The sequence below is a fragment of the Methylococcus mesophilus genome, from assembly GCF_026247885.1.
GTDB classification, from domain to species: domain Bacteria; phylum Pseudomonadota; class Gammaproteobacteria; order Methylococcales; family Methylococcaceae; genus Methylococcus; species Methylococcus mesophilus.
In genome coordinates, this window is sequence record NZ_CP110921.1 from 3,773,292 (window position 1) to 3,795,716 (window position 22,425).

General features: G+C 64.0%; 15 protein-coding genes. 11 read left to right on the forward strand and 4 right to left on the reverse strand.

Annotated elements, in window-relative coordinates; genetic code table 11:
* Window positions 1-32: 32 nt before the first annotated feature.
* Entirely contained in the window at window positions 33-2,750 is a 2,718-nt protein-coding gene (locus OOT43_RS17925) for a cation-translocating P-type ATPase (protein WP_266022040.1), read from the reverse strand.
* Between the two features lie 165 nt (window positions 2,751-2,915).
* Here OOT43_RS17925 and OOT43_RS17930 point away from each other — a divergent pair, with 165 nt between their 5' ends.
* Complete coding sequence (locus OOT43_RS17930) at window positions 2,916-4,547, forward strand: inorganic phosphate transporter (RefSeq protein ID WP_266022041.1); 1,632 nt, start codon at window positions 2,916-2,918, stop codon at window positions 4,545-4,547.
* A gap of 27 nt (window positions 4,548-4,574) precedes the next feature.
* Here the strand turns inward: OOT43_RS17930 and OOT43_RS17935 are convergent, their stop codons facing one another.
* Window positions 4,575-7,007, reverse strand: a complete 2,433-nt coding sequence (locus OOT43_RS17935; protein WP_266022042.1) for an AMP-binding protein — start codon at window positions 7,005-7,007, stop codon at window positions 4,575-4,577.
* Between the two features lie 137 nt (window positions 7,008-7,144).
* On the opposite strand from OOT43_RS17935, the gene OOT43_RS17940 reads away from it, so the two are divergent.
* Together OOT43_RS17940 and OOT43_RS17945 are read left to right on the forward strand one after the other, a co-directional pair.
* A complete protein-coding gene (locus tag OOT43_RS17940; RefSeq protein WP_266022043.1) occupies window positions 7,145-7,801 on the forward strand; it encodes a hypothetical protein in 657 nt (218 codons plus the stop codon).
* A gap of 68 nt (window positions 7,802-7,869) precedes the next feature.
* Complete coding sequence (locus OOT43_RS17945) at window positions 7,870-8,535, forward strand: DUF47 domain-containing protein (protein WP_266022044.1); 666 nt, start codon at window positions 7,870-7,872, stop codon at window positions 8,533-8,535.
* An 80-nt stretch (window positions 8,536-8,615) separates the two neighbouring features.
* Here the strand turns inward: OOT43_RS17945 and OOT43_RS17950 are convergent, their stop codons facing one another.
* On the reverse strand, window positions 8,616-8,945 hold the full coding sequence (locus OOT43_RS17950) for an RNA recognition motif domain-containing protein (protein WP_266022045.1): 330 nt from the start codon (window positions 8,943-8,945) through the stop codon (window positions 8,616-8,618).
* Window positions 8,946-9,385: 440 nt separating this feature from the next.
* Here OOT43_RS17950 and OOT43_RS17955 point away from each other — a divergent pair, with 440 nt between their 5' ends.
* From OOT43_RS17955 to OOT43_RS17985, 7 genes are all read left to right on the forward strand, one after another.
* Entirely contained in the window at window positions 9,386-10,750 is a 1,365-nt protein-coding gene (locus tag OOT43_RS17955) for a DEAD/DEAH box helicase (RefSeq protein ID WP_266022046.1), read from the forward strand.
* Window positions 10,751-11,007: 257 nt separating this feature from the next.
* On the forward strand, window positions 11,008-12,015 hold the full coding sequence (locus OOT43_RS17960; protein WP_266022047.1) for a sterol desaturase family protein: 1,008 nt from the start codon (window positions 11,008-11,010) through the stop codon (window positions 12,013-12,015).
* 207 nt (window positions 12,016-12,222) lie between these two features.
* A complete protein-coding gene (bstA, locus tag OOT43_RS17965; protein ID WP_266022048.1) occupies window positions 12,223-14,946 on the forward strand; it encodes a sterol transporter cytoplasmic membrane protein BstA in 2,724 nt (907 codons plus the stop codon).
* Complete coding sequence (gene bstB / locus OOT43_RS17970; protein ID WP_266022049.1) at window positions 14,943-15,788, forward strand: sterol transporter periplasmic substrate-binding protein BstB; 846 nt, start codon at window positions 14,943-14,945, stop codon at window positions 15,786-15,788. The genes bstA and bstB overlap by 4 nt, the downstream gene beginning before the upstream one ends.
* A 13-nt stretch (window positions 15,789-15,801) precedes the next feature.
* Window positions 15,802-16,596: a sterol transporter outer membrane protein BstC gene (gene bstC, locus OOT43_RS17975; protein ID WP_266024951.1), complete on the forward strand. Its 795-nt coding sequence runs from the start codon at window positions 15,802-15,804 to the stop codon at window positions 16,594-16,596.
* 31 nt (window positions 16,597-16,627) lie between these two features.
* Window positions 16,628-17,737: an aromatic ring-hydroxylating dioxygenase subunit alpha gene (locus OOT43_RS17980; protein ID WP_266022050.1), complete on the forward strand. Its 1,110-nt coding sequence runs from the start codon at window positions 16,628-16,630 to the stop codon at window positions 17,735-17,737.
* Window positions 17,734-18,720 (forward strand): SDR family oxidoreductase, encoded by a 987-nt coding sequence (locus OOT43_RS17985; RefSeq protein WP_266022051.1) that lies wholly within the window; start codon window positions 17,734-17,736, stop codon window positions 18,718-18,720. The genes OOT43_RS17980 and OOT43_RS17985 overlap by 4 nt, the downstream gene beginning before the upstream one ends.
* Here OOT43_RS17985 and OOT43_RS17990 read toward each other — a convergent pair.
* Window positions 18,698-20,143 (reverse strand): L,D-transpeptidase, encoded by a 1,446-nt coding sequence (locus tag OOT43_RS17990; RefSeq protein ID WP_266022052.1) that lies wholly within the window; start codon window positions 20,141-20,143, stop codon window positions 18,698-18,700. The genes OOT43_RS17985 and OOT43_RS17990 overlap by 23 nt on opposite strands.
* A 153-nt stretch (window positions 20,144-20,296) precedes the next feature.
* Here OOT43_RS17990 and OOT43_RS17995 point away from each other — a divergent pair, with 153 nt between their 5' ends.
* A complete protein-coding gene (locus OOT43_RS17995) occupies window positions 20,297-22,321 on the forward strand; it encodes an alkaline phosphatase family protein (protein WP_266022053.1) in 2,025 nt (674 codons plus the stop codon).
* Window positions 22,322-22,425: the final 104 nt, after the last annotated feature.

A 22,425-nucleotide genomic window follows, 5' to 3' on the forward strand; every position in this document is an offset into this window, starting at 1 on the left:
CCTACGCGCTCAATGAGGTTGAGGTACAGGGTTTAACCCTGGCGCAGGGACCCCGCCCGCTTGATCCGTTCCGTCCCCAGGAACACGGCGGCGGCTACGGCGCCGGCAATGGCCAGATCGCCCAGGGAGAGCGCGGTGGTATGGAAGGCGGTTTGCAACGGCGGCAGATAGACGATGGCGAGTTGCAGCAGCACCGTGGCGGCGACGGCGCCGAGCAGCGCCGGATTCGATCTCCAGCCGAGCTGGCTGACGGGGCGTGTCCGGCTGCGCAAGGCCAGGGCGACGGCCATCTGGCTGAACACCAGCACCGTGAGCAGCATCGTCTGCCAGGCCGCACTCCCTCCCAGCCAGTAGGCAAAGCCTACGCCTAAGCTCAGCTCGGTGATCACCGCGCCCACCAGCAGCATCAGGTGCAGGCCCTGTTTCCCGAAGATCAGCTCGCTGGCGGCCTGGGACGGCCTCTCCATCAGGCTGTCCTCCGCCGGTTCCATCCCCAGAGCAAGGGCCGGCAGGCCGTCGGTGACCAGGTTCATCCACAGTATCTGCAGCGGCAGCAGCGGCAGGGGCATCCCCAGGAACGGCGCGAAGGTGACCACGGCGATTTCGCTGACGTTGCAGCTCAGCAGGTAGACGATGAACTTGATCAGGTTGTCGTAGATCGCCCGGCCCTGGCGCACCGCGGCGGTGATGGTGGCGAAATTGTCGTCCAGCAGGACGATCTGGGCGGCTTCCTTGGCGACGTCGGTGCCCATCCTGCCCATGGCGATGCCGATGTCGGCCTTTTTGAGGGCCGGCGCGTCGTTGACGCCGTCGCCGGTCATCGCCACGCTGCAGCCATTGCCCTGGTAGGCTTCGATCAGCCGCAGCTTGTCCTCCGGCGACACCCGGGCGAACACGGCGCAGCGTTTCACCGCATCCCGCAGTTGGGCGGGCGTCATGGCGGCGATTTCGCTTCCGCCGATCACGCCACCCGCGGTGTCGATGCCGACTTCCTCCGCGATGTGGCGGGCGGTCAACGGGTGATCGCCGGTGATCATGACCGCCGTGATGCCGGCCCGGCGGCATTCGGAGATCGCTTGCGTGACCGCGGGGCGCGGCGGGTCGTAGATGCCGATCAGGCCGATGAAGCTCAGGCCGCCTTCCAATGCCGCTTTGGTTTCCGGCGAAGGCGGAGCGCCCAGGCGGCGCGCGCCCAAGGCCAGCACCCGCATGCCTTTTTCCGCCAGGAGGTCGTGCGCCCGGACGATCCGCTCGCGCCAGGCAGCGTTCAGCGCTTGCTCGCTGCCGTCGACCCAGATCGTGTCGGCGCGCGGGAGCAGGGCTTCCACGGCGCCCTTGGTCAGGCTGAGGAACCGGCTGCCGGCGAGATACTGGCCGACGACGCCAGGACAGGCGCCGTCTGCCGCTGCGGGGCCGTGCACGGTCGTCATGAGCTTGCGGCCGGCGTCGAAGGGGATTTCCTCGATCCTGGGCAAGGCGGCTTCGAGTTCCGCTTTGAGCCGTTCCGCCCGGGCCGCGGCCAGCACCAGCGCGGCTTCAGTGGGCTCTCCCAGAACCCGGTACGCGCGATGCGGGTCTTCCGGGTTCTCGATCAGTCCATCGTTGCACAACGCGCCGCCGATCAGCAGGAGGTCGATGGCCGGGTGGCCGGCGATTTCCACCGCCAGTCCCGCGGCGTCCGGCTCGCCGAGCTTGAGTTCCAGCCGGTGTTCGGCGACGTCCAGCACGGAAACGGTCATCCGGTTTTGGGTCATCGTGCCGGTCTTGTCGGCGCAGATCACCCCGATCGAACCCAGGGCTTCCACCGCCGGCAGGCGACGGATCAATGCGCCTTGCTTCAGCATCTTCTGGGCGCCCAGAGCCAGGGTGATGGCGACCAGCGCCGTGAGGGACTCGGGTACCGCCGCGACGGCGAGGCTGACCGCCGTGAGCATCATGGTGCGGAAGCTCTCGCCCATGGCCGTTCCGAGCAGCAGGATCACGATGGCAATGCCGGAAACGCCGTAGGCCAGCGAGCGGGCGAAGCCGTCGAGCTGCTTCTGTAGCGGAGTGGGCTCGGCGGTCACCGATTCCAGCAATCGGGCCGTGGCGCCGAGGGCGGTGGCCGGACCGGTCTCGGTCACGATGAAGCTGCCATGGCCGTAGACGACCTGAGTGCCGAGGTGGACCCTGTTGGTCCGGTCGGCGAGCGCGGTAGCCGGCTCCAGCACGGCGACTGCATCCTTGTGGACCGGCACCGATTCGCCCGTCAGGGCCGATTCCTGGAGGCTGAGGTCGACGCTTTCGAGCAGCCGGCCGTCGGCGGCCACGCTGTTGCCGGTCTGCAGCAGCACGATGTCGCCGGGAACCAGTTGGTTGGCGGGGATTTCGCAGATCCGGCCGTTCCGCCGCACCATGGCCTGGCCGACCGCCATGCGCCGCAGCGCCTCGAGGGCCTTTTCCGCTTTGGATTCCTGCAGGAATCCAAGGATGGCATTGAGCAGGACGATGGCCAGGATCACGCCGGCCTCCAGGACTTCACCGATAGTCAGGGAAAATACGGCAGCGGCGATCAGGATCTGGACCAGCATGCCGGAGAACTGCTCGGTGAAGATGCGCCAGGGAGCGCGTGTGCTGGCGCTGGGGATTTCATTCGGGCCGGACGAAGCGAGCCGGGTTCCGGCTTCGGCCTCGCTCAGTCCCTGCCGGATGTTCACGTCCAGCCGGGTTGCCACTTCCCCGGATGTCAACGAATGCCAGGCTTGGTTCATGGTCGCGGTTCCTCTCCGTGAAGGTCATCATGATGGCCCGAAGCACCGCGCTTGCCTAGAGCGGCAACTGTCACACGGCGGCAATGAGGCTGGCTTATGGTCTTGGCCGGTGGGACGGATAGCCCGTGCCCGGTATCGTATCGCTCTCCATCAGGACAGGTGCTTATGACACAGAATACTTGCGAAGCGGTTGCAGAGCCCATCGCGGCCACAGTCGAGAAACCGAAACTGGAATCCCGTACCGGGCCGGTCGGGTCGATCGTATTCATGGGTCTTCTGGGCGTCGGCGTCGCCTTCACGGCGTACGGTCTGCAAAGCGACGTAGCCGGTGCCGGCACTGCGCTGGCTTTGGCGCCTTTGCTGCTGCTCGGACTGTCGCTCCTGATCGCCTTGGGCTTCGAGTTCGTGAACGGGTTCCACGATACGGCGAATGCCGTCGCCACCGTCATCTATACCCATTCGCTGCCGCCGATGGTCGCGGTGGTCTGGTCGGGAATCTGGAATTTCGTCGGTGTGCTGGTGTCGTCCGGGGCCGTCGCCTTCGGCATCATTTCCCTCCTGCCGGTCGAACTGATTCTCCAGGTGGGGAGCGACGCGGGCTTCGCCATGGTGTTCTCGCTGCTGATCGCGGCCATCTTGTGGAATCTCGGGACCTGGTATTTCGGCCTGCCGGCGTCCAGCTCGCACACCCTGATCGGTTCGATCATCGGCGTCGGGCTCGCCAACGAGCTGATGCATCGGGGCGAATCCACCACTTCGGGGGTGGATTGGTCGCAGGCGGCGAAAGTGGGCCAATCGCTCTTGATGTCGCCACTCATCGGGGCGGTTGCCGCCGGGCTGCTGCTGGTCGTACTCAAGTTCGTCGTCACCAATCCCAAGCTCTACCGCGCCCCGGAAGGCTTGCGGCCGCCGCCGTGGTGGATCCGCAGCGTCCTGGTGCTGACCTGCACCGGCGTCTCCTTCGCGCACGGCTCGAACGACGGGCAGAAAGGCATGGGGCTGATCATGCTGATCCTGATCGGCATCGTGCCGACAGCCTATGCCTTGAATCGGGCGGTGCCGGACTCCTATGTGCCCGAGTTCCTGGCTTTGTCGCATGTCGTCGGGCAGGCCCTGCTGGAAAAGTCGGAAGGCCCGAAAGCCTTCGACGGCGATCCCCGGCCTGCGGTGACCGACTTTATCCGGACCCGCCAACTGGGGCCCGACACGCTGGCGGCAACCTCGAAGCTGGTCGGGGAAATCGCCGGCACCATCGAAAAAAACGGCTCGCTCGCCCACATTCCCGTGACCAAGACCCAGAACGTGCGCAACGACATGTACCTCGTCGACGAGGCGATGCGGCGGTTGGAAAAGCTGGGCCAGCCGGTGTTCGACGAGCGCACGAAAAAGGAGATCGGCGGCTACCGCAAGGCGCTGGGGAACGCCACCCGCTTCATCCCCACCTGGGTGAAGGTCGCCGTGGCTATCGCCTTGGGCCTGGGCACGATGGTCGGCTGGCGGCGCATCGTGGTGACCGTCGGCGAAAAGATCGGCAAGCAGCACCTGACCTACGGCCAGGGCGCGTCGGCGGAACTGGTGGCCATGAGTACCATCGCGGCAGCGGACATGTATGGGATGCCCGTGTCGACGACCCATGTGCTGTCGTCGGGCGTTGCCGGCGCTATGGCGGCCAATGGCTCGGGGCTGCAGTGGTCCACGGTGCGGAACCTGCTGATGGCCTGGGTGCTCACCCTGCCCGCCGCCATCCTGCTTTCGGGCGGGCTGTTCTTCCTGTTTCACCAGATGATCGCCCAATGACTCGGATCTGCGATGGCCGCCGCCGGCTCAGGGGGCCGGGTTTTGTAGCAGTCGTCGCAGGTCTTCTTCGATCCGGGTGAGCATCTGCCCGTGGGTTTCGGTCTCTCCCGCCCGCAAGGGGGCGCCGAAGCGCACACTCACGGTCGCTACGGCGCGGGGCACGATCCTGCCCGGCGGCATCACCTTTTCGGTGCCTTCTATCACCATGGGCACGACGGGCACCCCCATGTCGACCGCAATGGTGCCGGCGCCCCGGCGGAGCGGCTGGATGCCCAGTCCGCTCCGGTTCATTTGGCCTTCCGGGAAGATCAGGACGTTCCAGCCGTCGTCCAGCAGGCGGCCGATGAGTTCGAGGCCGGGGCGGATGTTCTCGTCGGGGCCGCTGGGGAGCGGGAAGGCGTTGAGCGAGAGTTCGCCGACCGGCACGGCCCAGCGGTAGCGGGTGTACAGCACCCCAGTGGCGGCGGCGATGGCGAGGCGGTAGCGGATGGGGTCGGGCAGGGCGAAGCTGGCGACCGCGGAATCCAGGTAGCTGCGATGGTTGGCCATGAAGATCGCGGGGCCTTCCAGCGCCGCCAAGTGCTCGAGGCCTGAGATCTGGAGCCGGCAGAACGGTGCGATCCACCATTCCAGGAAGACTTTCTGTGCCAGGGGACGCAGCTTTGAAGCCCAGGGCGACAGCGACCAGCGGGGATAGGCGGCGAGTTTCGGCATCCGGCCCTGGCGCCGTTCCAGCAGGGCTTCGAGATCGGCCACTTTGGTCAGCGGGCCGATATCGGTTTCGTCCAGGCAGACGCCGAGGTCCTCTTCTATGCGCGCTACGGTTTCGATCCGGAGCAGGGAATCGAGCCCCAAGTCGGGAACCAGGCGGGTGTCGCCGCTCAAGGCGCTGGCCTCGGCTCCGGCAACCTGGGCCAGGAGAAGCCGAAGCGGTGTTGTCCGTCCGGACGGGCGTGCCCGGACCTCAGGCTCCCGTCGCAGCCGGCGCAGGACCTCGTCCTTCTTGACCTTGCGGGTGACCGAACGGGGGAAATCGGCTTCCGGCCATACCGACCAGCTCATGACGTGCTGATGCGGTGCCAAGTGGCGGTTGGCCTCCGCGACGATGCCGGCGGCCCGCGCTTCGTCGCCCAGCAGCACGGCGTGGATGAGGGTGCGTCCGCCGCTATCCAGCCCGACGACGGCGCTGTCCGTGACGCCGGCAGTGCGGTTGAGCACCGCTTCAATGTCCTCGGGAAAGACGTTTTCCCCTCCCGGTCCCAGGATCATGTAGCGCTTCCTGCCGTAGACGTACAGGAACCCGTCCGAATCGAAGCGGCCGGCGTCGTCGGTCTTCAGCCAGCCGTCGGCGAAAGCCGCTTCGGTGCGTGCCGGATCGCGGAAATAGCCGGCCATGACCATGGGGCCCTTCACCAGTATCTCGCCGTCGGAGGCGATGCGCAGCTCGGCGTCTTCCAGGGGCTTGCCGACCGAACCGATGCGATGCGCTTTGGGTGTGTTGGCGGCGATCACCGGGCTGGTTTCGGTCAGGCCGTAGCCCTGCAGCACTTCGAAGCCCAGCGCCCACCATTTTTCTTCGGCGATCGGATCGAGCGGGGCGCCGCCGCAGACGATGGTCCGCAGGGACGTCGAAATCCGCGTGCGGATTCTGTCCCTCAGCAGAGGCCGCAGGAAGCCGGGAATCCCGCCAACGCGGGTCTCCAGCCGATCCATCATGGTCTTGAGGACTTCCGGCACCGCGACCATGTGGGTGGCGGGCGTGTGCGCCAGGGCTTCGAGCACGCTGCGGGTGGTGGGAGCGGCGAGGTAGCTGATCGCACAGCCCGCGGCGAGCGGGCAGAAGAGGCTGGTCATCTGACCGTAAACGTGGAACAACGGGACCAGGCTCAGCACATGGTCATCCGGCTTCAGCGGAACCGCGCGGGAGACCGCGCCCAGGTCGGACAGCAGGTTGGCGTGGGTGAGCATGACGCCCTTGGGGTCGCCGGTGGTCCCCGACGTATAGATGATCTCGGCCAATTGTGCGGGATCGGCGGGGGCTGCCGACCGATCGGACGGCGCCGTGGCGGGATGTTCGATATCGACGACGGGCAGCCGGGTGCCTTCCCAGCGGCAGCGGGGCGAAGCCAGGACCAGGCTCGGCCCGGCCGATCGAGCCAGTTTGTCGAGCTGGTCCGGCGGGCTCTTGGGATTGAGCGGCACCACGATTGCGCCGCGCGCGGCGATGGCGAAAAAGGCCGCCACCCAATGAGGCGAATTCTCGGCGAAAAGGAAAACGCGGTCGCCGGCTCCTACACCATGTTTGGCCAGCAATGACGACAGCTGCCCAACCCGGTTTCCGAGCTCGAGGTAACTCCAGCGAAGCGTGCGGTAGCGCGGACGATACTGAACCGCGAGCCGCGGACCGTAACGACCGACCACGGCGTCCAGAAATTCGGAAAATGACGCGACCGTTTGCATTCGTCTGGCCTTGAGGTTGCAGTGGGATGCATCATTAAGGATACTGCGATTCCTGGCCCCGTTCGCCCGTTCCGCCATTTGCGACCGGGCGGCTGAGCATCGCAAACCGTCGAGTTTTCTCCCGAACGACTTTCCCCATGAAAAACAAGGCCAAGGATACGGCATTTCGTACCTGGATCGACCTGCTCAAATACCGAATCGCCTTCCGCACTGGGGTTCGCCTTTTCTTCGGCATGATACTGCTGTTCGGCCTCGCCGGTGTGGCTGCCGATGTCCGGCCGGGAACCTGGCTCAAATATTTCGATCTCGACCGGGAATATACCGTGCCGGCACTGTTTTCCGGCTGTCTGCTGCTGGCAGCGGCCTGGGAATCCTTTACCGCGGCATCTTCGAAGCGGCTCGGAGCCTGGGCGTTTGCGCTCGCGGCGGTGTTTTTCGAGATGGGATTCGACGAACTCCTGATGATTCACGAACGTATCGAGCAGGCCGCCAGCGTCGACTGGCAGATTCTTTACCTGCCGGTCATGGCCTTTGCCGGCATCGCTTGGCTTTCGGTCTTCATACAATTGCGGGATCGGCAGCACCGGCGATTATGGATCGCGGGCGCTGTCGCCTGGACCGCCTCCCAACTGTTCGAGGCCGCCGAGTGGGGATGGGGGGCGGAAAGCAAGATTCCTTTGCCGGGATACCTTTATCTGGTACATATCGAAGAGCTGCTGGAAATGTCGGGCTCCTCTTTTTTCCTGCTGACGCTGTTGCTCCTGAACGGCAGCCCTTCGATTTCACGAAAATGACACGCAACGATAACGTGCCGGTGGGGGAAGCAGGAATTTCATCATGGTAGTTTAGGCGGATATCTCCCGTGTTTCGCCGTTTCGTTCGCCATGCTGAAATCGACATGAATTTCGATCACGCCGACCTGTCACTGAAGGAAATATTCCAAGACCATCTGAGCTGCTGCGTCGAATGTGGCCAGGCTTTGGAGCGCCTGTTCGCCGAGCTCGATGCCGCGGAAACGCACATCGGCCTGATCCGGCAGCTGGAAGAAAAGGGCGATGCGCTGATGCGCAAAGCCTATGATGCGCTGGAGATCGCGCCTTATTCCGAACTGGTGCTGCTGATCCAGCAGTTCGCCAGGCATGTCGACGACATTCTCGACGGCCTGAACGATACCGCCCGGGTGATCGACATCTTTACGCCCCAGCAGGCGGAAACCGCCGCTCTCGATTTGGTCGCGATCACCCTGGGGATGGTTCGGCGGTTGTCGGCGGAAATGGATCACTATCCCGAAAACGCGCTCGCAGGTATCAAGCAATGCCGCGAGGAGCTCAAGGCATCGGAGGCGAGCGCGGACCAGGTGTATCACGAGTGGCGGAAATCCCACCGGCGCTACAGCACCCTGTCACTCCTGGCCGAATCCGACTGGACTGAGATTCTGGGAATCCTGGAAAAAACCACGGATTCCTGCTATCACGCGGCATTGCTGCTCGAGCGCATCACCAAGTACCGGCTCAAACAGGCGCCCTGAGGTGCCGGATGCCGGCCTTCCGCGTCCGCGGAAAGCCGGCAGTGGATTCCGCTCGGAAGCCGGAACGGCGCCTTACGCTCTCAGTAGCGCCTGCCGCCGCCGCCGCGCTTCGCGTCGCCGCCGGTGCCGCCTCGCCTCTCCGGCGGGCGGGCTTCGTTGACCATCAGGTTGCGCCCGTCCATATCCTTGCCGTTGAGTCCGGCAATAGCGGCCTGAGCCTCCTGGTCGCTGCCCATTTCCACGAACCCGAATCCCCTGGAGCGGCCGGTGGCGCGGTCCATGACCACCTGTGCCGATTTCACGGTGCCGTACGCTGCGAAAGTCCGTTCCAGATCGGTATCGCCGACACGATAGTTCAAGTTGCCTACATATAGCTTGCTGCCCACGAAAGACCCCCCATCGAGGTTCATGAAAACCCGCGATCCACAATAAAACAAAAATGCCTCATTCGACAGGGGCGGAGGCAAAAAAATATTCCATGCGTCTTCGCCGCCGTGACGGGCGCGTGTCGGGCTGCGCGGCTGAGGGCACTGCGAAGAACTTGGGGCAACCTCTGTCGGGCAAGAATGCTCCGCTAACATAACTGATCCAAGATTTTGAAAAATTGAGAAATATTGAGGCTAGACTTGGGGTTGACGACGGGAAACCCGCAGGAACGACGATTTTTCCAGGTCCCCTACGGGTTTTTTATGTGACATTCGTAGGCGAGCCGCTTATACTCTTGCCGCGACGCGTCCAACCAATCATCGCGCCGTCTCTTTTTTATCCCTCCCGATCCATTGAATCGTCTGCCTCGATTGGTGCCGTTTATCCCTTGAACGGCAGGCCGTCGCAGGACACTTAGCAAAATATGTCATCAGATTTGAATTCTGCCGGCCCGGCGTTTGCCGATCTTGGGCTGGCTCAGCCCCTATTGCGTGCCGTTTCCGAAGCCGGCTACGTCAATCCCACTCCGATTCAGGCACAGGCGATCCCGCTTCTGCTCGCCGGCGGCGATCTGCTGGCCGCGGCCCAGACCGGAACCGGCAAGACCGCCGGCTTCACCTTGCCGATTCTGCACCGGCTGCTGGAGAAACAGGCTCCGCGCCGGCCAAGGCGCCCGCGCTGCCTCATCCTCACGCCGACCCGCGAACTGGCGGCGCAGGTTCAGGAATCGGTCGAAACCTACGGCAAACACGTTCCTCTGAAATCCACGGTCATGTTCGGCGGGGTGGGACTCAATCCGCAGATTCGTGCCTTGGAACATGGGGTCGACATCCTCGTTGCCACACCGGGCCGGCTGCTCGATCACTGTGGGCAGAAAACCGTCGATCTGTCCGGTGTGGAAATCTTCGTGCTCGACGAGGCGGACCGCATGCTGGACATGGGGTTCATTCGCGACATCCGCCGAATTCTGGGACTGCTGCCGAAGCAGAGGCAGAACATGCTGTTTTCGGCCACGTTCTCGGACGAAATCCGGGCGCTCGCCGACGGTCTGCTGAACAATCCCGGCTACGTCGAAGTGGCGCGCCGCAACGCCGCTTCCGATCTGGTGGACCAGACCGTCCACTTGGTCGCCCAGGAACATAAGCGCGATCTGCTCAGCCACTTGATCCGCCAGCACGACTGGCGCCAGGTGCTGGTATTCACCCGTACCAAGCACGGCGCGAACCGGCTGGCGGAGAAGCTGGCCGATGAAGGCATCCCGGCAGCCGCGATCCACGGCAACAAGAGCCAGTCGGCGCGTACCAAGGCGCTGGCGGATTTCAAGGACGGCAGGGTGCCGGTCCTGGTAGCCACGGACATCGCGGCACGCGGTCTGGATATCGACCAGCTGCCGCACGTGGTGAATTTCGAGTTGCCGAACGTGCCGGAGGACTATGTCCATCGGATCGGCCGCACCGGGCGGGCCGGCAACGCCGGCTCCGCCGTATCGCTGGTGGCGAAGGAAGAGCTGAAGCTGCTGAACGGCATCGAACGTTTGATCAAACGCCCGATCCAGCGGGGCACGGTGGAAGGCTTCAGTCCGCCCCCCCGTGCACCGTTCGATCGCAGTGAGGACCGGCCGCGGCGTCCGCAGGACTTGCGCGACGCCGGCGGAAGGCAGTCTCCCGCGGGGCAGCCCAAGGCGCGGGCGGGCCTGGGGGCCCGCAACGCAGCCCCGCACTCGCCGAAGCCGCAACAGCGGCAGGGAGGCGGCCGGCTGCGCAGCCAGGGCGGCGGCAAGCGCGGTTGACGGCCCTTGCGAGCCGGCGGGTGCTCTGCCTTGCCGGCTCCTGGTGAGCCGCCGTTCATTTCGCTCAACAGTTTGTCACCCCGCGTTTTGTTGCCGGCGCCGCTCGCAGCGGATAGTCTGAACCTGGCCTTGGACAAGCCGTAGCGGCGTGGAGGGTTCCAACCGTTTCATGATCGGGGTCCCATTTTGATGGGAAGCCGTTTCCTACGTGTGTTGTCGAGGCTTCTTTCAGACAGCATTCGTGCGGAGGAAAGATCATGATCCTGAGCAATCTGACATCGCATCTGAAACTTCCCGGCATCGACCGTTTGGGGCTCGAAGTCGCGGTCCAGGACGTGCTGTCGGCGGTGATCCTGCTGACGTTCGCTTGCTTGATGGCGTTCGAGGTCCGCCGGGGCGTGCGTGGCAAACCCGTGGTGCGAAGGTCGTACCGCACGAACCTATGCCTGTTTCTGTTCAACGACCTGCTGATGTCCGCGTTGTCCGTGTCCTCTCTGCTGGTTTTGGCGGAGCGCCACGCCGGCGGTGGACTCCTGGCCGGTGTGAGCAATCCCTGGCTACGCGGGGCGCTGGCCCTGATTCTGCTAGATTTGGTGTTGTACCTGTGGCACTGGGCGAGCCATCGGCTGCCTTGGCTGTGGTTGTTTCACAAGGTGCACCATAGCGACCGTTCGATGAACGTGACGACCGGTTTCCGGCTGCATTTCGCCGAGGTGCTGTTGACGGTGCTGGTCAAAGCAGGCTTCATCGTGGTCACAGGTGTGCACGCCGCTCAGTTATTGCTCAGCGAGGCGCTGATCACTCTGGCTGTGCTGTTCCATCATGCCGATATTTCGCTCCGGGGCGAGCGCATATTGGGCCGTCTTTGCGTCGTGCCGAGCCTGCACCGTGTGCATCACTCGACGCTGCGCGGTGAGCACGATCGCAATTACGGTGCGCTGTTTTCCATCTGGGACCGGCTTTTCGGCACACTGCTGGAAGCCCGGCCGGCACAGATCGGACTGCGCGAGGTGGAGGCCCTGGGTTTTGCTGAAACCTTGAGATTCGGCTTCACCTATGCCTACGGGCCGGCGCCACGTCCCCTTCGGCTTCGCTCAGGGCGGGCATTGGAGCCGATGATTGCCGAAGCCGCCTATTTCCGGGCCGAAAAGCGGGGGTTCGTTCCGGGGTTCGAAATGTTCGACTGGCTGGCCGCAGAGCGCGAAATCGAGGAACGGATGAACGGTGGCCGTGGCAACGCTGGTAGCGGCCGGCGGGCTTCGTAAAGGCTGGACGATGGGCCATTTGTCCGCGTTCGCGGGGAAATGGCCCGAACGGTCTGGGAGTCTCGGAGTTACGGTTTTGTTTTAGGGCGCTCACAATTTAGACTATGCGCCGAAAGCACCGCCGCGGAGTGCTTTTTTTGCGTCCGAACTTCACCGGATCTCCGGCTCGGGCGCCGTTCCGCACGCCTTTAACACGAACCGCTTCGAGTGAACATTCCCCAACTGGCCGCCAACGTGGCCGAACGCTTCGCCCGCAGGCCATGGCGGGTCCTGGTTGTCGCCATTGCACTCTCGGTCCTGTCTCTCTGGGCGACTTCCCAGCTGCCGGTCTATACCTCCCGCCAGGCTCTACTGCCGCACGACAACGCCGTTGCGCAGCGTTTCGACGCTTTCCTGAAGAAGTTCGGAGCCGCTTCTGACCTGATCGTCGTTCTGGAAGGGGCGCCTCCGGACGACCTGAAGACATTTGCCGACGAACTGGCGACCGCTCTCGCTGCCGAGCCCGAAATTGCCCAGGCGACGGCACGGGTCGACCTGCGTTTTGTGCTGGAGCATGCCTATCTGTCGGTGGCCGACGACCGCCTCGAGGCGCTGGCCAGCATGCTGGAACGATTCGGGGCGGGCGCCATCCCCGGCGATGTCCCGCAGGTCGACGCCGCGCTGGACCGTCTTCGGGACCGGCTCGAAGAGGCGCCCGCCGCGCCCGATGCGCGCATCGACATGCCCGCGGCCGAGGCGGGGTTGAAACTGCTGGGGTCGCTGCTCGACGAGTGGCACCGCTGGCTCACCGCGGGCGAGGTGCCGGGGGCGCTCGACTGGAAGCGGCTGCTGGCCGGCCAGGGCGGGAGCGAGGTCGCCAACGATGGCTATTTCGTCTCCCGCGATGGCCGGATGTACTTCCTGTTCGTGCATCCAGCGAGCGCTTCGGAGGATTTCACCACCACCGGGCCGTTCATCGAAAAGGTGAGAGCCGTGGCGGCAGTCCAGACGGCCAAGGCACGCGCGGCCGGCCGCGCCACGCCGAAGGTGGGGCTGACCGGGCTGCCGGCCATCGAGTACGAAGAGCACGTCAGCATCCGTCACGACATAGCGCTGGTCGTCGGCTCCTCCGCCGGGCTGATCGTCCTCCTGATCCTGGCGGTGGTCCGGAGCTGGCGCTGGGCGCTGGTGATCTTCGTTCCCATGGGGCTCGGCGTGCTGTGGAGCCTGGGGCTGGCGCTGGTCACCGTCGGCCATCTCACCCTCATCACCGCCAGCTTCATCGCTATCCTATTCGGCCTGGGGGCGGATTACGGTATCTTCACTTCGGCCCGCATTGCGGAGGAGCGGCGCCGCGGCAAACCGCTGATCGAGGCGATCGGCGCGGGGATCGGCACTTCCTTCAAAGCGGTGTTCACCGCCGGCGGGGCCTCTGTGGTGATATTCGGCGCGTTGGCCACGGTGGATTTTCCCGGCTTTTCCGAGCTTGGGCTGGTGGCGGCCAAGGGCGTATTGCTGATCCTGGTCAGTACCTGGATGGTCCAGCCGGCGCTGTACGTCTTGCTGCCGCCGAAGCTCAAGCCAATGCCTGCCGCTGCTTCGGCCGGGGAGGTCGAGCCGGGCCGCCTGCCTTTCCGGGGAAGCGTCGCCGCGCTCCTGGTCGTGGGGTCGTTGGCTGCGGCGGCATTCGGTATCGGACGCGGCTACGAACTTCCCTTCGACTACGACGTGCTTTCGCTGTTGCCGAAAGATTCCGAAGCGGCCTACTACCAGAACCGCATGGTCGCGGAAAGCGACTACCAAGCGGAAGTGGTCATCTTTACCGCGCGTGACGTCGACGAGGCCCGGCGCATTGCGGCCGATGCGGCCAAGCTGGGTAGTGTGGCCAAGGTGCAGTCGCTCACGGACTTGTTTCCGACGGACGCCGAGGCGCGCGCCCTGACGGCCCGGCGCATCGGTGGGCTTGTCGCCGACGGTGGCTATGCGGCCAGGTTGGCCGGTTTCGCCGGCCTAGGCCTGCCGGATGGCACTTTCGGACGTGTGCGGACGCTTCTGGAAAAGGGGGGCGATTTCATCGACCAGTCGCAGGAACTGGCATTTTCGGCCGGGCACTCCGGCCTGGTAGCGGCTTTGGAAGACGTGCGGGGGCGACTGGATGAGGTCCGGTCTGGCATCGATGCTGATCCCGTCCAGGCGCGGGAGCGCAGCGGGCGGTTCTTCCGGGCGCTGCTGGCGGCGGCGGAGCGCGGCGCGGCGCTCCTGGCGGACTGGGGGCAGGCGCGGCCCATTACCCCAGACCAGCTTCCGCAGGCCCTGCGGGACCGGTTTTTCGCCGCCGACGGGACGGTCGCTGTGTACGCTTTTCCCGCAAAAACTGTGTATGATCCCGCCAACCTCGACAGGCTGATGCAGGAGATTTATGGCGTATCGCCCGAAGCGACAGGATTCCCGGCTACCCATCAGGTATTCTCCAAGTCCGTGGTGGAAAGCTTCACCCATGGAACCCGGGCGGCGGTGGCCGTCTGCCTGCTGTGGCTGGCGCTGGTGCTGCGCAACTGGCGCGGCTTCGCACTGGCTTCCATGCCCTTGCTGATCGGCGGCGGCTGGATGCTGGGGCTGATGGCCCTCGGCGGCATCCGCTATAACTATGCCAACATCATCGCGCTGCCGTTGGTCATCGCCCTGGCAGTGGATTACGGCGTGTGGTTCTCCCAGCGGTGGTTCGAGCTTAAGGACCGTTCGCTGAGTCAGATCAACCGAGTGGCCGGGCGCGTGATCGGGCTCGCCGCCGGGACCGAGCTGGCCGGACTCGGGGCGATCACCCTGGCGAACTACCGCGGGGTGTCCACCCTGGGCATCAACATCACCATCGGCCTCCTCTGCTGTCTGTCCGCGACCCTGTGGGTAGCGCCGGCGATCGGACAGCTTCTCGATTCAAGAAGGAAACCATGACACACAAGATTTCGCGCACTTTCCTCCTGGCGGCCCTGCTGGCTCCCCTCGTACCGGCACTGGCTGGCGACCCCGCCCCGGTGGTGGTGTGCTACCCGGGAGGACCTGTGAACGAGCACGACGCCGATCAGGCGATGGATGCGATGCTCCGGGTGGTGGAGCGGGTAGGACAATGGCCTGAGAAAAGTTTCAGCAGCGTGTTTACCGCGAAGGCGGCGGATTGCGGAAAACTCATGGCGGAAAAGAAGCCCGCTTTCGCGATCACCTCGCTCGGGCTCTACTTGGACATGCGCGGCCAATTCGATCTGGTGCCGGTGGTTCAGCCCCGGATCGACGGGCGCACCAGCGAGCGTTACCGGGTGGTGGCGCAGAAGGGCAGATTCCACGGCATGGACGAGATCAAGGGCAGAACGCTGGGCGGCACCGTGCTGGACGAACCGGCCTTCATCGGCAAAATCGTGTTTGCGGGGAAATATGATCCGGAAAAGGAATTCGCACTCCAGCCTTCGCGCCAGGCGATCCGCGCCCTGCGCTCGCTGGACAAGGGCGAGTTGGATGCGGTGATACTCAACGAGCAGCAATTCGCGGGCTTGAGCGCGCTGCAACTGGCGAACCCGGTCGAGACGGTCTTCACTTCCACGGAGATTCCGCTGATGGGCGTGGTGGCCAATACCAGGCTCGCCACTGCTGACGACCGGGCGCGGTTCGCCAGGGCGCTGGAAACGATGTGCGCCGATCCCGATGGCAAGAAACTGTGCGATCTGTTCGGCATCCAGTCTTTCGTAGCGGTGGATCCTGCCGTGTTCGATCCCATGGCCAAGCTCTGGCTGGCCCGGAACTGACGCTTTGCATACCGTGCGTCTGCTCGCGGCCTGCATTCTGCAGGTGGTCCTGGCCGGTTGCGGAGGGCTCCATCGGGAAGGTGTTCCTGCAGGCCAGCCTGCGGGTTGCCCTCGGCAGACGGCCGCCGCCTTGAGCGCCAGCCAGGAAGCGCTCGGCCCCTCCAGCGAAACGCCGGAATTGGAGTGCGCCCTGGATTTCCTGCGCGGTTCGGACGACCCCGCTCTGCGCCGCAGTTCCCTGGGTAGCCGGCTTTGCCTGCACCTCGCCGAACGCGATTCCGATCCGGCGGAGCGCGAGCGCTTTGCCTGGGAGGGCGTGAAGCTCGCCGAAACCGCGCTGGCGCAAGGCGGAAAAGATGACGGCGCCGTCCATTATTATCTGGCCGCAAACCTGGGACTTGCCGTTCGGGACGACATGACGGTGGCGATGGCCAACCTGCATCGGCTGGAAGCCGAGTTCAAGGCCGCGGTGAAGTTGAGCCCCGATTTCGATGACGGCGGCCCCTTGCGGCTCTTGGGCATGCTGTACCTCAAGGCTCCGGCTTGGCCGGCGGGGATCGGCGACGGCGACAAGGCGCTGGACCTGCTCGGACAAGCGGTGGAAAAGCATCCCGGGCACCCCCTCAACCATCTGTTCTACGCCCAGGCCCTGTGGGAAGTGAACGGCGAGAGCGAAGGCCGGCGCGTCAAGGAAGAGATGGCTGCCGGCTGGAAATTGCTGGAGTCCGGCAACTGGGGATACAACAAGAAGCCCTGGAAACAGGAGTTCGCCGATCTGCGCGAGGAGATCGGGGAGCCTGCCCATTAGAATTCTCTCTCGCTCCTCCAAGGCGCCGAAAATGAGCCGATCGACCGAAAATCAGGACCTCCCCGAACTGCCCCGCCGCCGCCAGGTCCGCACCGCCGGATTGAGCGGCAATTACTGGTATGTGGTCGAGATCGACGGCAGGCTCAAGCCCCGACAAGTCAAGCGGGTGCGTTTCTGGGGACAGGACATCGCATTGTTCCGCGACGCTGCTGGCGAACTGCATGCCGTGGAAGACCGCTGCCCGCATCGGCAACTTGCGCTGTCCCAAGGCTTCGTCGAGGACGGAAACCTGGTCTGCACCTATCACGGCTGGAAGTTCGATGGCTGTGGCAGATGCACCGAAATCCACCATGAGCTCGGGAAAGGACGCAGCAAGCTGCCCAAGATCCGCGTCAGGACCTACCCCGTCAAGGCGCAGTGGGGGCTCGTCTGGCTGTTCCCGGGCGATCCCGCCCTGGCCGACGGCACCCCGTTGCCGACGATTCCGCAGCTCGAAGGGGAGCGGCCCTGGCCATTTTTCCCGATCGACGTGACGATCAAGTCGCACTTTTCGATGATCGTGGAGAACGTCTGCGACTTCAATCACGAATACCTGCACCGGCACAAGCGCCCCTTCCTGCAGCCGACCCTGCGGGAGTGGAGGCAGGACGCCGACAGCGTTCGGGTCTACTACGACACTCGCTTCGACGGCAGTCCCGTCGCCAAGCTCTTCATGGAAGGCGGGGCGCGTGATCTCAACGAGATCGAGATCTGGTACCAGTACCCTTATCAGGGTTCCGACATCGGCGGCAAGTACATTCATTGGCTGTTCATGCTGCCGGAAGACGAGCGCACCACCCGCTGTTTCTTCGTCTTCCTGTTCGGCCCGATCCATATCCCCATCCTGAATTGGAAAATGCCCGAATTCCTGCGCAAGCCCATCCTCTGGTTCACCAACAAGTGGTACATCGAGCCCCTGTTGGGCGAGGACAAATGGGCGCTGGAATTGGAGCAGGACGGTTTCGAGCGCCATCCCGATGCGCCGCAGATCGAGCTCAATCCGGCCATCAGCTCGTTCCAGAAGCTGTCGCTGGAGAAATGGAAGGCTTACCAGCAGTCCATGGAGGGAGCCGGGCCAAAGCCGGCGGCAGACCCGGCATGACCACGCTGGTCACCGGCGCCACCGGCCATCTCGGCGCCAATCTGGTTCGGGCGCTGCTGGCCCGGGGCGAGAAGGTGCGCGCCTTCATCCGCCGACAAAGTGGCGTAGCGGCGTTGGACGGCTTGGCGGTCGAACGGGCTTACGGCGATCTGCGCGACCGCCGCTCGATCCGGGATGCGCTGGAAGGCGTGGAGCGGTTGTACCACACCGCGGCCTTCGTCAGTATCCGCGACGGCGACCGCCAGGAGCTGTTCGACGTCAACGTGGTCGGCACCCGCATGCTGATGCAGGAGGCGCGGCGGGCCGGCGTGCGTCGGGTGGTGCATACCAGCTCCTTCGGCGCGGTCGGCATCAACCCCCAAGGCGCATCGAACGAACACTGGACAGTCAGCCCATTCGAACTGGGCACCGACTACGAACGGACCAAGGCCGTGTCGGAACACGACGTGATCCTCGAAGCCGTGCGCGGCCTCGACGTGACCATCGTCAACCCGGCCGCGATCGTCGGTCCCTGGGATTTCCGGCCCAGCCTGGTCGGCCGTACCATCCTCGACTTCGCCCATGGCCGGATGAAGGCGTTCGTTCCCGGCGCCTTCGACTTCGTCCCGATGCGCGATGTGGTGGCCGCGGAGTTGCTGGCCATGGATAAGGGGGTCCGGGGCGAGCGCTATCTCGTCACCGGCGAACACCGCAGCATCGGCGAGATCCTGCAATGGCTGGAGGAGCTGACGGGGCGTCGGCGCCCGAAGCTGGCCGTGCCGCCGCGCCTCATGCAGGGGATCGCGCTGCTGAAGGATCCGCTGGAGCGCCGTTTTTTTCCTCGCAAGGCACCGCGCTTCAATTACCACTCCATCCGGTTACTCAACTCGGGCAAGCGCGGCGACTCCTCGCGCAGCCGGCGTGAACTGGGCCTGATCCCGACTTCCACCCGCGAAGCTTTCGCAGATGCGGTGGCGTGGTTCAGGGAGAGGGGGATGATTTAAGTCCGGGCTGGTCGCGCTGGGCTTCGTCCAGCGCGATGCGCGTGGAGGCCGGTGGCGGAGGCGAGTGCATGACCGTTACCGGCACGCCGAGCGAGGCCCAATGATAGAGCCAGCCGGCATCCTCTGGCGCCTTGGGCCAGCGCACGTTGTGCTTCTGGGTCGACATGTTGACGCAGCCATGGCTGGCGGGGTGGCCGAAGCCGTTGTGCCACCAGGCGCCGTGGAATGCGTAGTCGGAATGGAAATACTGCGCGTAGGGGACGTTCTCCACGATGTAGTGGCCCTTTTCCCCTTTTTTTGCCCTGCTTTTCATGGTCTTCGTGGGGAAGCGGGCGTAGATGTAGAACGAGCCGGTGACCGTCGGCGTCTTCGGTTTGCCGGTGCTGACCTTGAAGGCTCGCACGGTCTGGCCGTTCTCCACCGCCGTCATCGTCTGGGTATCGAGATAGACGAAGATTTTCCGGTCGGTCCCGGTCGAGAAGCTCAAATCCAGCGGCGGCTCGAGGTAGCCTCCCAGGGGGCTGCGGAAAGCGCCGTGTTCCGCGTTGACCTGTATCACGCTGGTGGGTGGCCAGCCGTTGAGCGGGGTGAATTGCAGCCGGGTTTTACCGATCCAACCCCATCTCCCGTTGACTTCCTTTCCGTCCCGAGTCTGGATCCGGACCTCCCTGCCGGCATTTTCCCGTTCGGCTAAAGGCTCGCTGAATGTAATCTGTAAAGGCATCGCCGTGCCGAGATTGTCCGCGCCGCGCAGGTTGACTTCCGCCGACACGGGCGGCGGGGTCGAGATGCGCAGTTCGAACGGCGGCAGCGGCACGCCCGTGGCGGTTTCCCAGCGAATCTGGGTCGGATAGGTGCTCCCCTGTGCGTAGTCGGCGGCCGAAAGCTTGAAGGTGCTGCGGGTTTCGTCCGGTTGAACGGTCAGGCTCAGTTCGCCGACGGGCTCGAGTTTACCCACCGGCTGATCAAACCGGAGCGTCACCGACGCGTCCGGAGCCAGACTGCGATCCGCCGGCCCTTCCAGCGTGGGGATGCCCACGGTCGTAAATTCCAGCACTTCGGTCTGCCGCTGGTCGAACCAGGAGCGCTCCACCGTCGCGGTCAAGGTGTAGTGCTTACCGAAAGCCAAGGGCCTGTCGAGCTCGAAACGGTCCAGCCCTTCGGCAGCGGCCACCAACGCCCCTCCGTCTTCCCGCAGTTCCACGGTCGCGATCCGGGTGCCCACGCCGAGCGGTTCCACAGTGACGGACTGGCGTGGATCGGCCATGGAGGCGCCGTTCGCCGGATAGGTCAACATGCCGAAGGGGGAGAGGCGGGTGCGCAGTTCCGCGGCGAGCAGAGCGGTTGCTGCGATCGCTAGTACGCCGACCAGCACTCGGCCGGTCGACGTCCGGAATACGCGTGCGGTTGAAATGTCGTTCACGCTGGTTCTCCCTGTCTTCGGCCGCGAGCCGAGGCGCCAATTTTATCCGGATTAGGGATCGTTGACTTGCTTTTCACATTGCCTTCGTACAGTGTGCGCGGCTGGGCATCGCGTGCCCAACCCGCACCTCAACTATCATAATGGAAGCCAAGTATGGAACCACACCGTTATCGCCCCGTTGCCGCAGCGCTCATCGTGACCCTGGTCGCCCCCCAGACGAGCTGGGCAGCCGTACCGACTCAAAGTCCTGGGGATCTCCTTACCCGCTCTCCAATTCGCCACCTCATCGTCGTGTCCGGCGAAAACCGCGGATTCGATCATGTCTTCGGGACCTATACACCGCCTGACCCGAAACAGAAAATCTGGAACCTGCTTTCGCAGGGTATCGTGACGAGTGACGGAACCCCTGGCCCCAATTTTCAGCTTGCGCAGCAGCAGCAGGCTCGGAGCTCGGACACCTTCGAGCTGAGTCCGACGCAGACCGGGCCTTTCGATGCCCTGCCGCAACCCAATACCACCCTGAATGCCCTGCCGGTCGGGCCTTGCATTTTGGCCGGCCTCCTATACAGCAGCGATATATTTTGCAGCGATCCGGGGATCGACGCAGCGTACGATGATCTGCTGAGCGCCGGCGGGAGCGGGCAGTCGTTTTATTATCCTTCATTCGGTTTCACGCCCGTCCCTGATTGCCGTTATCCTTCGACTTTGCCGAATGGCCCCTATTCGATCGTGGGTGCGTCGGTACTGAACAACTGCGGTACGCCGGTACTGGCGGACAAGATCACGCCCGTCGAGTTCAGCAGCCATACCGGGGACCCGGTTCACCGGTTCTATCAGATGTGGCAGCAGTCCGACTGTTCCGCGGATCACATGACCTTCGGCAATCCCAGCGGCTGTAAGGGCGACCTGCATACCTGGGTCGCAACCTCCGTGGGTTGGGATATCACGAAGCCTCCGGTGACCGACCAGGATACTTATCAAGGCGGCGTTGCCATGGGATTCTACAACATGGCGCAAGGCGACTGGCCCTATTTCCGGGAGTTGGCGGAGAACTACGCCATCAGCGACAACTATCACCAGCCCGTCATGGGTGGTACGGGCGTCAGCTCGCAGTTCATGCTGACCGGCGACGTTTACTACTACACCGATGCGAACGGCCGCCCGGCCAAGCCGGCCGCCGATCTGATCGAGAATCCCGATCCGATTGCGGGTACCAATAATTTCTACATCAACGACGCTTTCGGCAAAGAGGATGGCGGGAGCACTGGCGTGGGGTTCACCAATTGCTCCGACATGACTCAGCCAGGTGTGAAAGCCATTGTAGACTACCTGCATTCGTTGCCCTATAAACCATTTAATGGTGGCAACTGTGCGCCGGGAACCTGGTATCAGGTCAACAACGACTACCCGTATTACAACACCAAGGGCGACGTCATCAGCGATGCCGACAAGAATGAATTCCCGGGCGGACCGGCCTATGCCATCGGTCCTCAGACCATTCCCACGATCGGCGATGTGCTTTCACGCCGCTGGGTGTCGTGGAAATATTATGGGGAAGGCATGAGTGTCGCCGATCAGGCGGCGCCGAAAAACACGCTTTACTGTGCCATATGCAACGGCTTCCAGTATTCGCGATCGATCATGACTTCCCCATTGCGGAACAACCTGGTCGATCTGGATCAGCTCTACGCAGACATTGCCTCAAACACGCTTCCGGCCGTTTCCTTCGTCAAGCCCGACATTTTGCTCGACGGCCATCCGGGCACCTCGACCCCGCCGCTGTTCGAGGCCTTCATCCGGAAACTGGTGGAAGCCGTCCGTGCCAACGATCGGCTTTGGCGGGACACAGCCATCCTGATCACCTTCGACGAAGGCGGCGGCTATTACGATTCGGGATACATTCAGCCGATCGACTTCTTCGGCGACGGACCGCGTACGGTCATGATCGCGGTCTCCCGATTTGCAAAGCAGGGGCATGTCGACCACACCTACGCCGATCACGCTTCGATCCTGAAGTTCATCGAGTGGAACTGGCTCCTTAAGCCGCTTTCCAAGCGCAGCCGCGACAACCTGCCCAATCCCATCGCTTTGCCGATCGCCCCGTATTTCCCTCTCAATAGCCCAGCCGTGGGCGACCTCCGGAGCCTGTTCGATTTTCGCAGGTCCAGGACTCACTGAGTCCATGGGAACCGGCGCCGCCCGGATGTTCGCATCCGGGCGGTGTCAGAATGGGGATGGCGTCGACTTGCGGGCCCGGAACACGTAAAGTGTCGCGGTCTTGA

What these genes read in the sequence shown, in the direction of transcription:
- bstB (WP_266022049.1), top strand. Translation starts at nt 14,943, where the DNA reads ATGACACACAAGATTTCGCGCACTTTCCTCCTGGCGGCCCTGCTGGCT.
- OOT43_RS17925 (WP_266022040.1), bottom strand. Translation starts at nt 2,750, where the DNA reads ATGAACCAAGCCTGGCATTCGTTGACATCCGGGGAAGTGGCAACCCGG.
- OOT43_RS17980 (WP_266022050.1), top strand. Translation starts at nt 16,628, where the DNA reads ATGAGCCGATCGACCGAAAATCAGGACCTCCCCGAACTGCCCCGCCGC.
- OOT43_RS17930 (WP_266022041.1), top strand. Translation starts at nt 2,916, where the DNA reads ATGACACAGAATACTTGCGAAGCGGTTGCAGAGCCCATCGCGGCCACA.
- OOT43_RS17960 (WP_266022047.1), top strand. Translation starts at nt 11,008, where the DNA reads ATGATCCTGAGCAATCTGACATCGCATCTGAAACTTCCCGGCATCGAC.
- OOT43_RS17935 (WP_266022042.1), bottom strand. Translation starts at nt 7,007, where the DNA reads ATGCAAACGGTCGCGTCATTTTCCGAATTTCTGGACGCCGTGGTCGGT.
- OOT43_RS17955 (WP_266022046.1), top strand. Translation starts at nt 9,386, where the DNA reads ATGTCATCAGATTTGAATTCTGCCGGCCCGGCGTTTGCCGATCTTGGG.
- OOT43_RS17995 (WP_266022053.1), top strand. Translation starts at nt 20,297, where the DNA reads ATGGAACCACACCGTTATCGCCCCGTTGCCGCAGCGCTCATCGTGACC.
- OOT43_RS17985 (WP_266022051.1), top strand. Translation starts at nt 17,734, where the DNA reads ATGACCACGCTGGTCACCGGCGCCACCGGCCATCTCGGCGCCAATCTG.
- OOT43_RS17940 (WP_266022043.1), top strand. Translation starts at nt 7,145, where the DNA reads ATGAAAAACAAGGCCAAGGATACGGCATTTCGTACCTGGATCGACCTG.
- OOT43_RS17950 (WP_266022045.1), bottom strand. Translation starts at nt 8,945, where the DNA reads ATGAACCTCGATGGGGGGTCTTTCGTGGGCAGCAAGCTATATGTAGGC.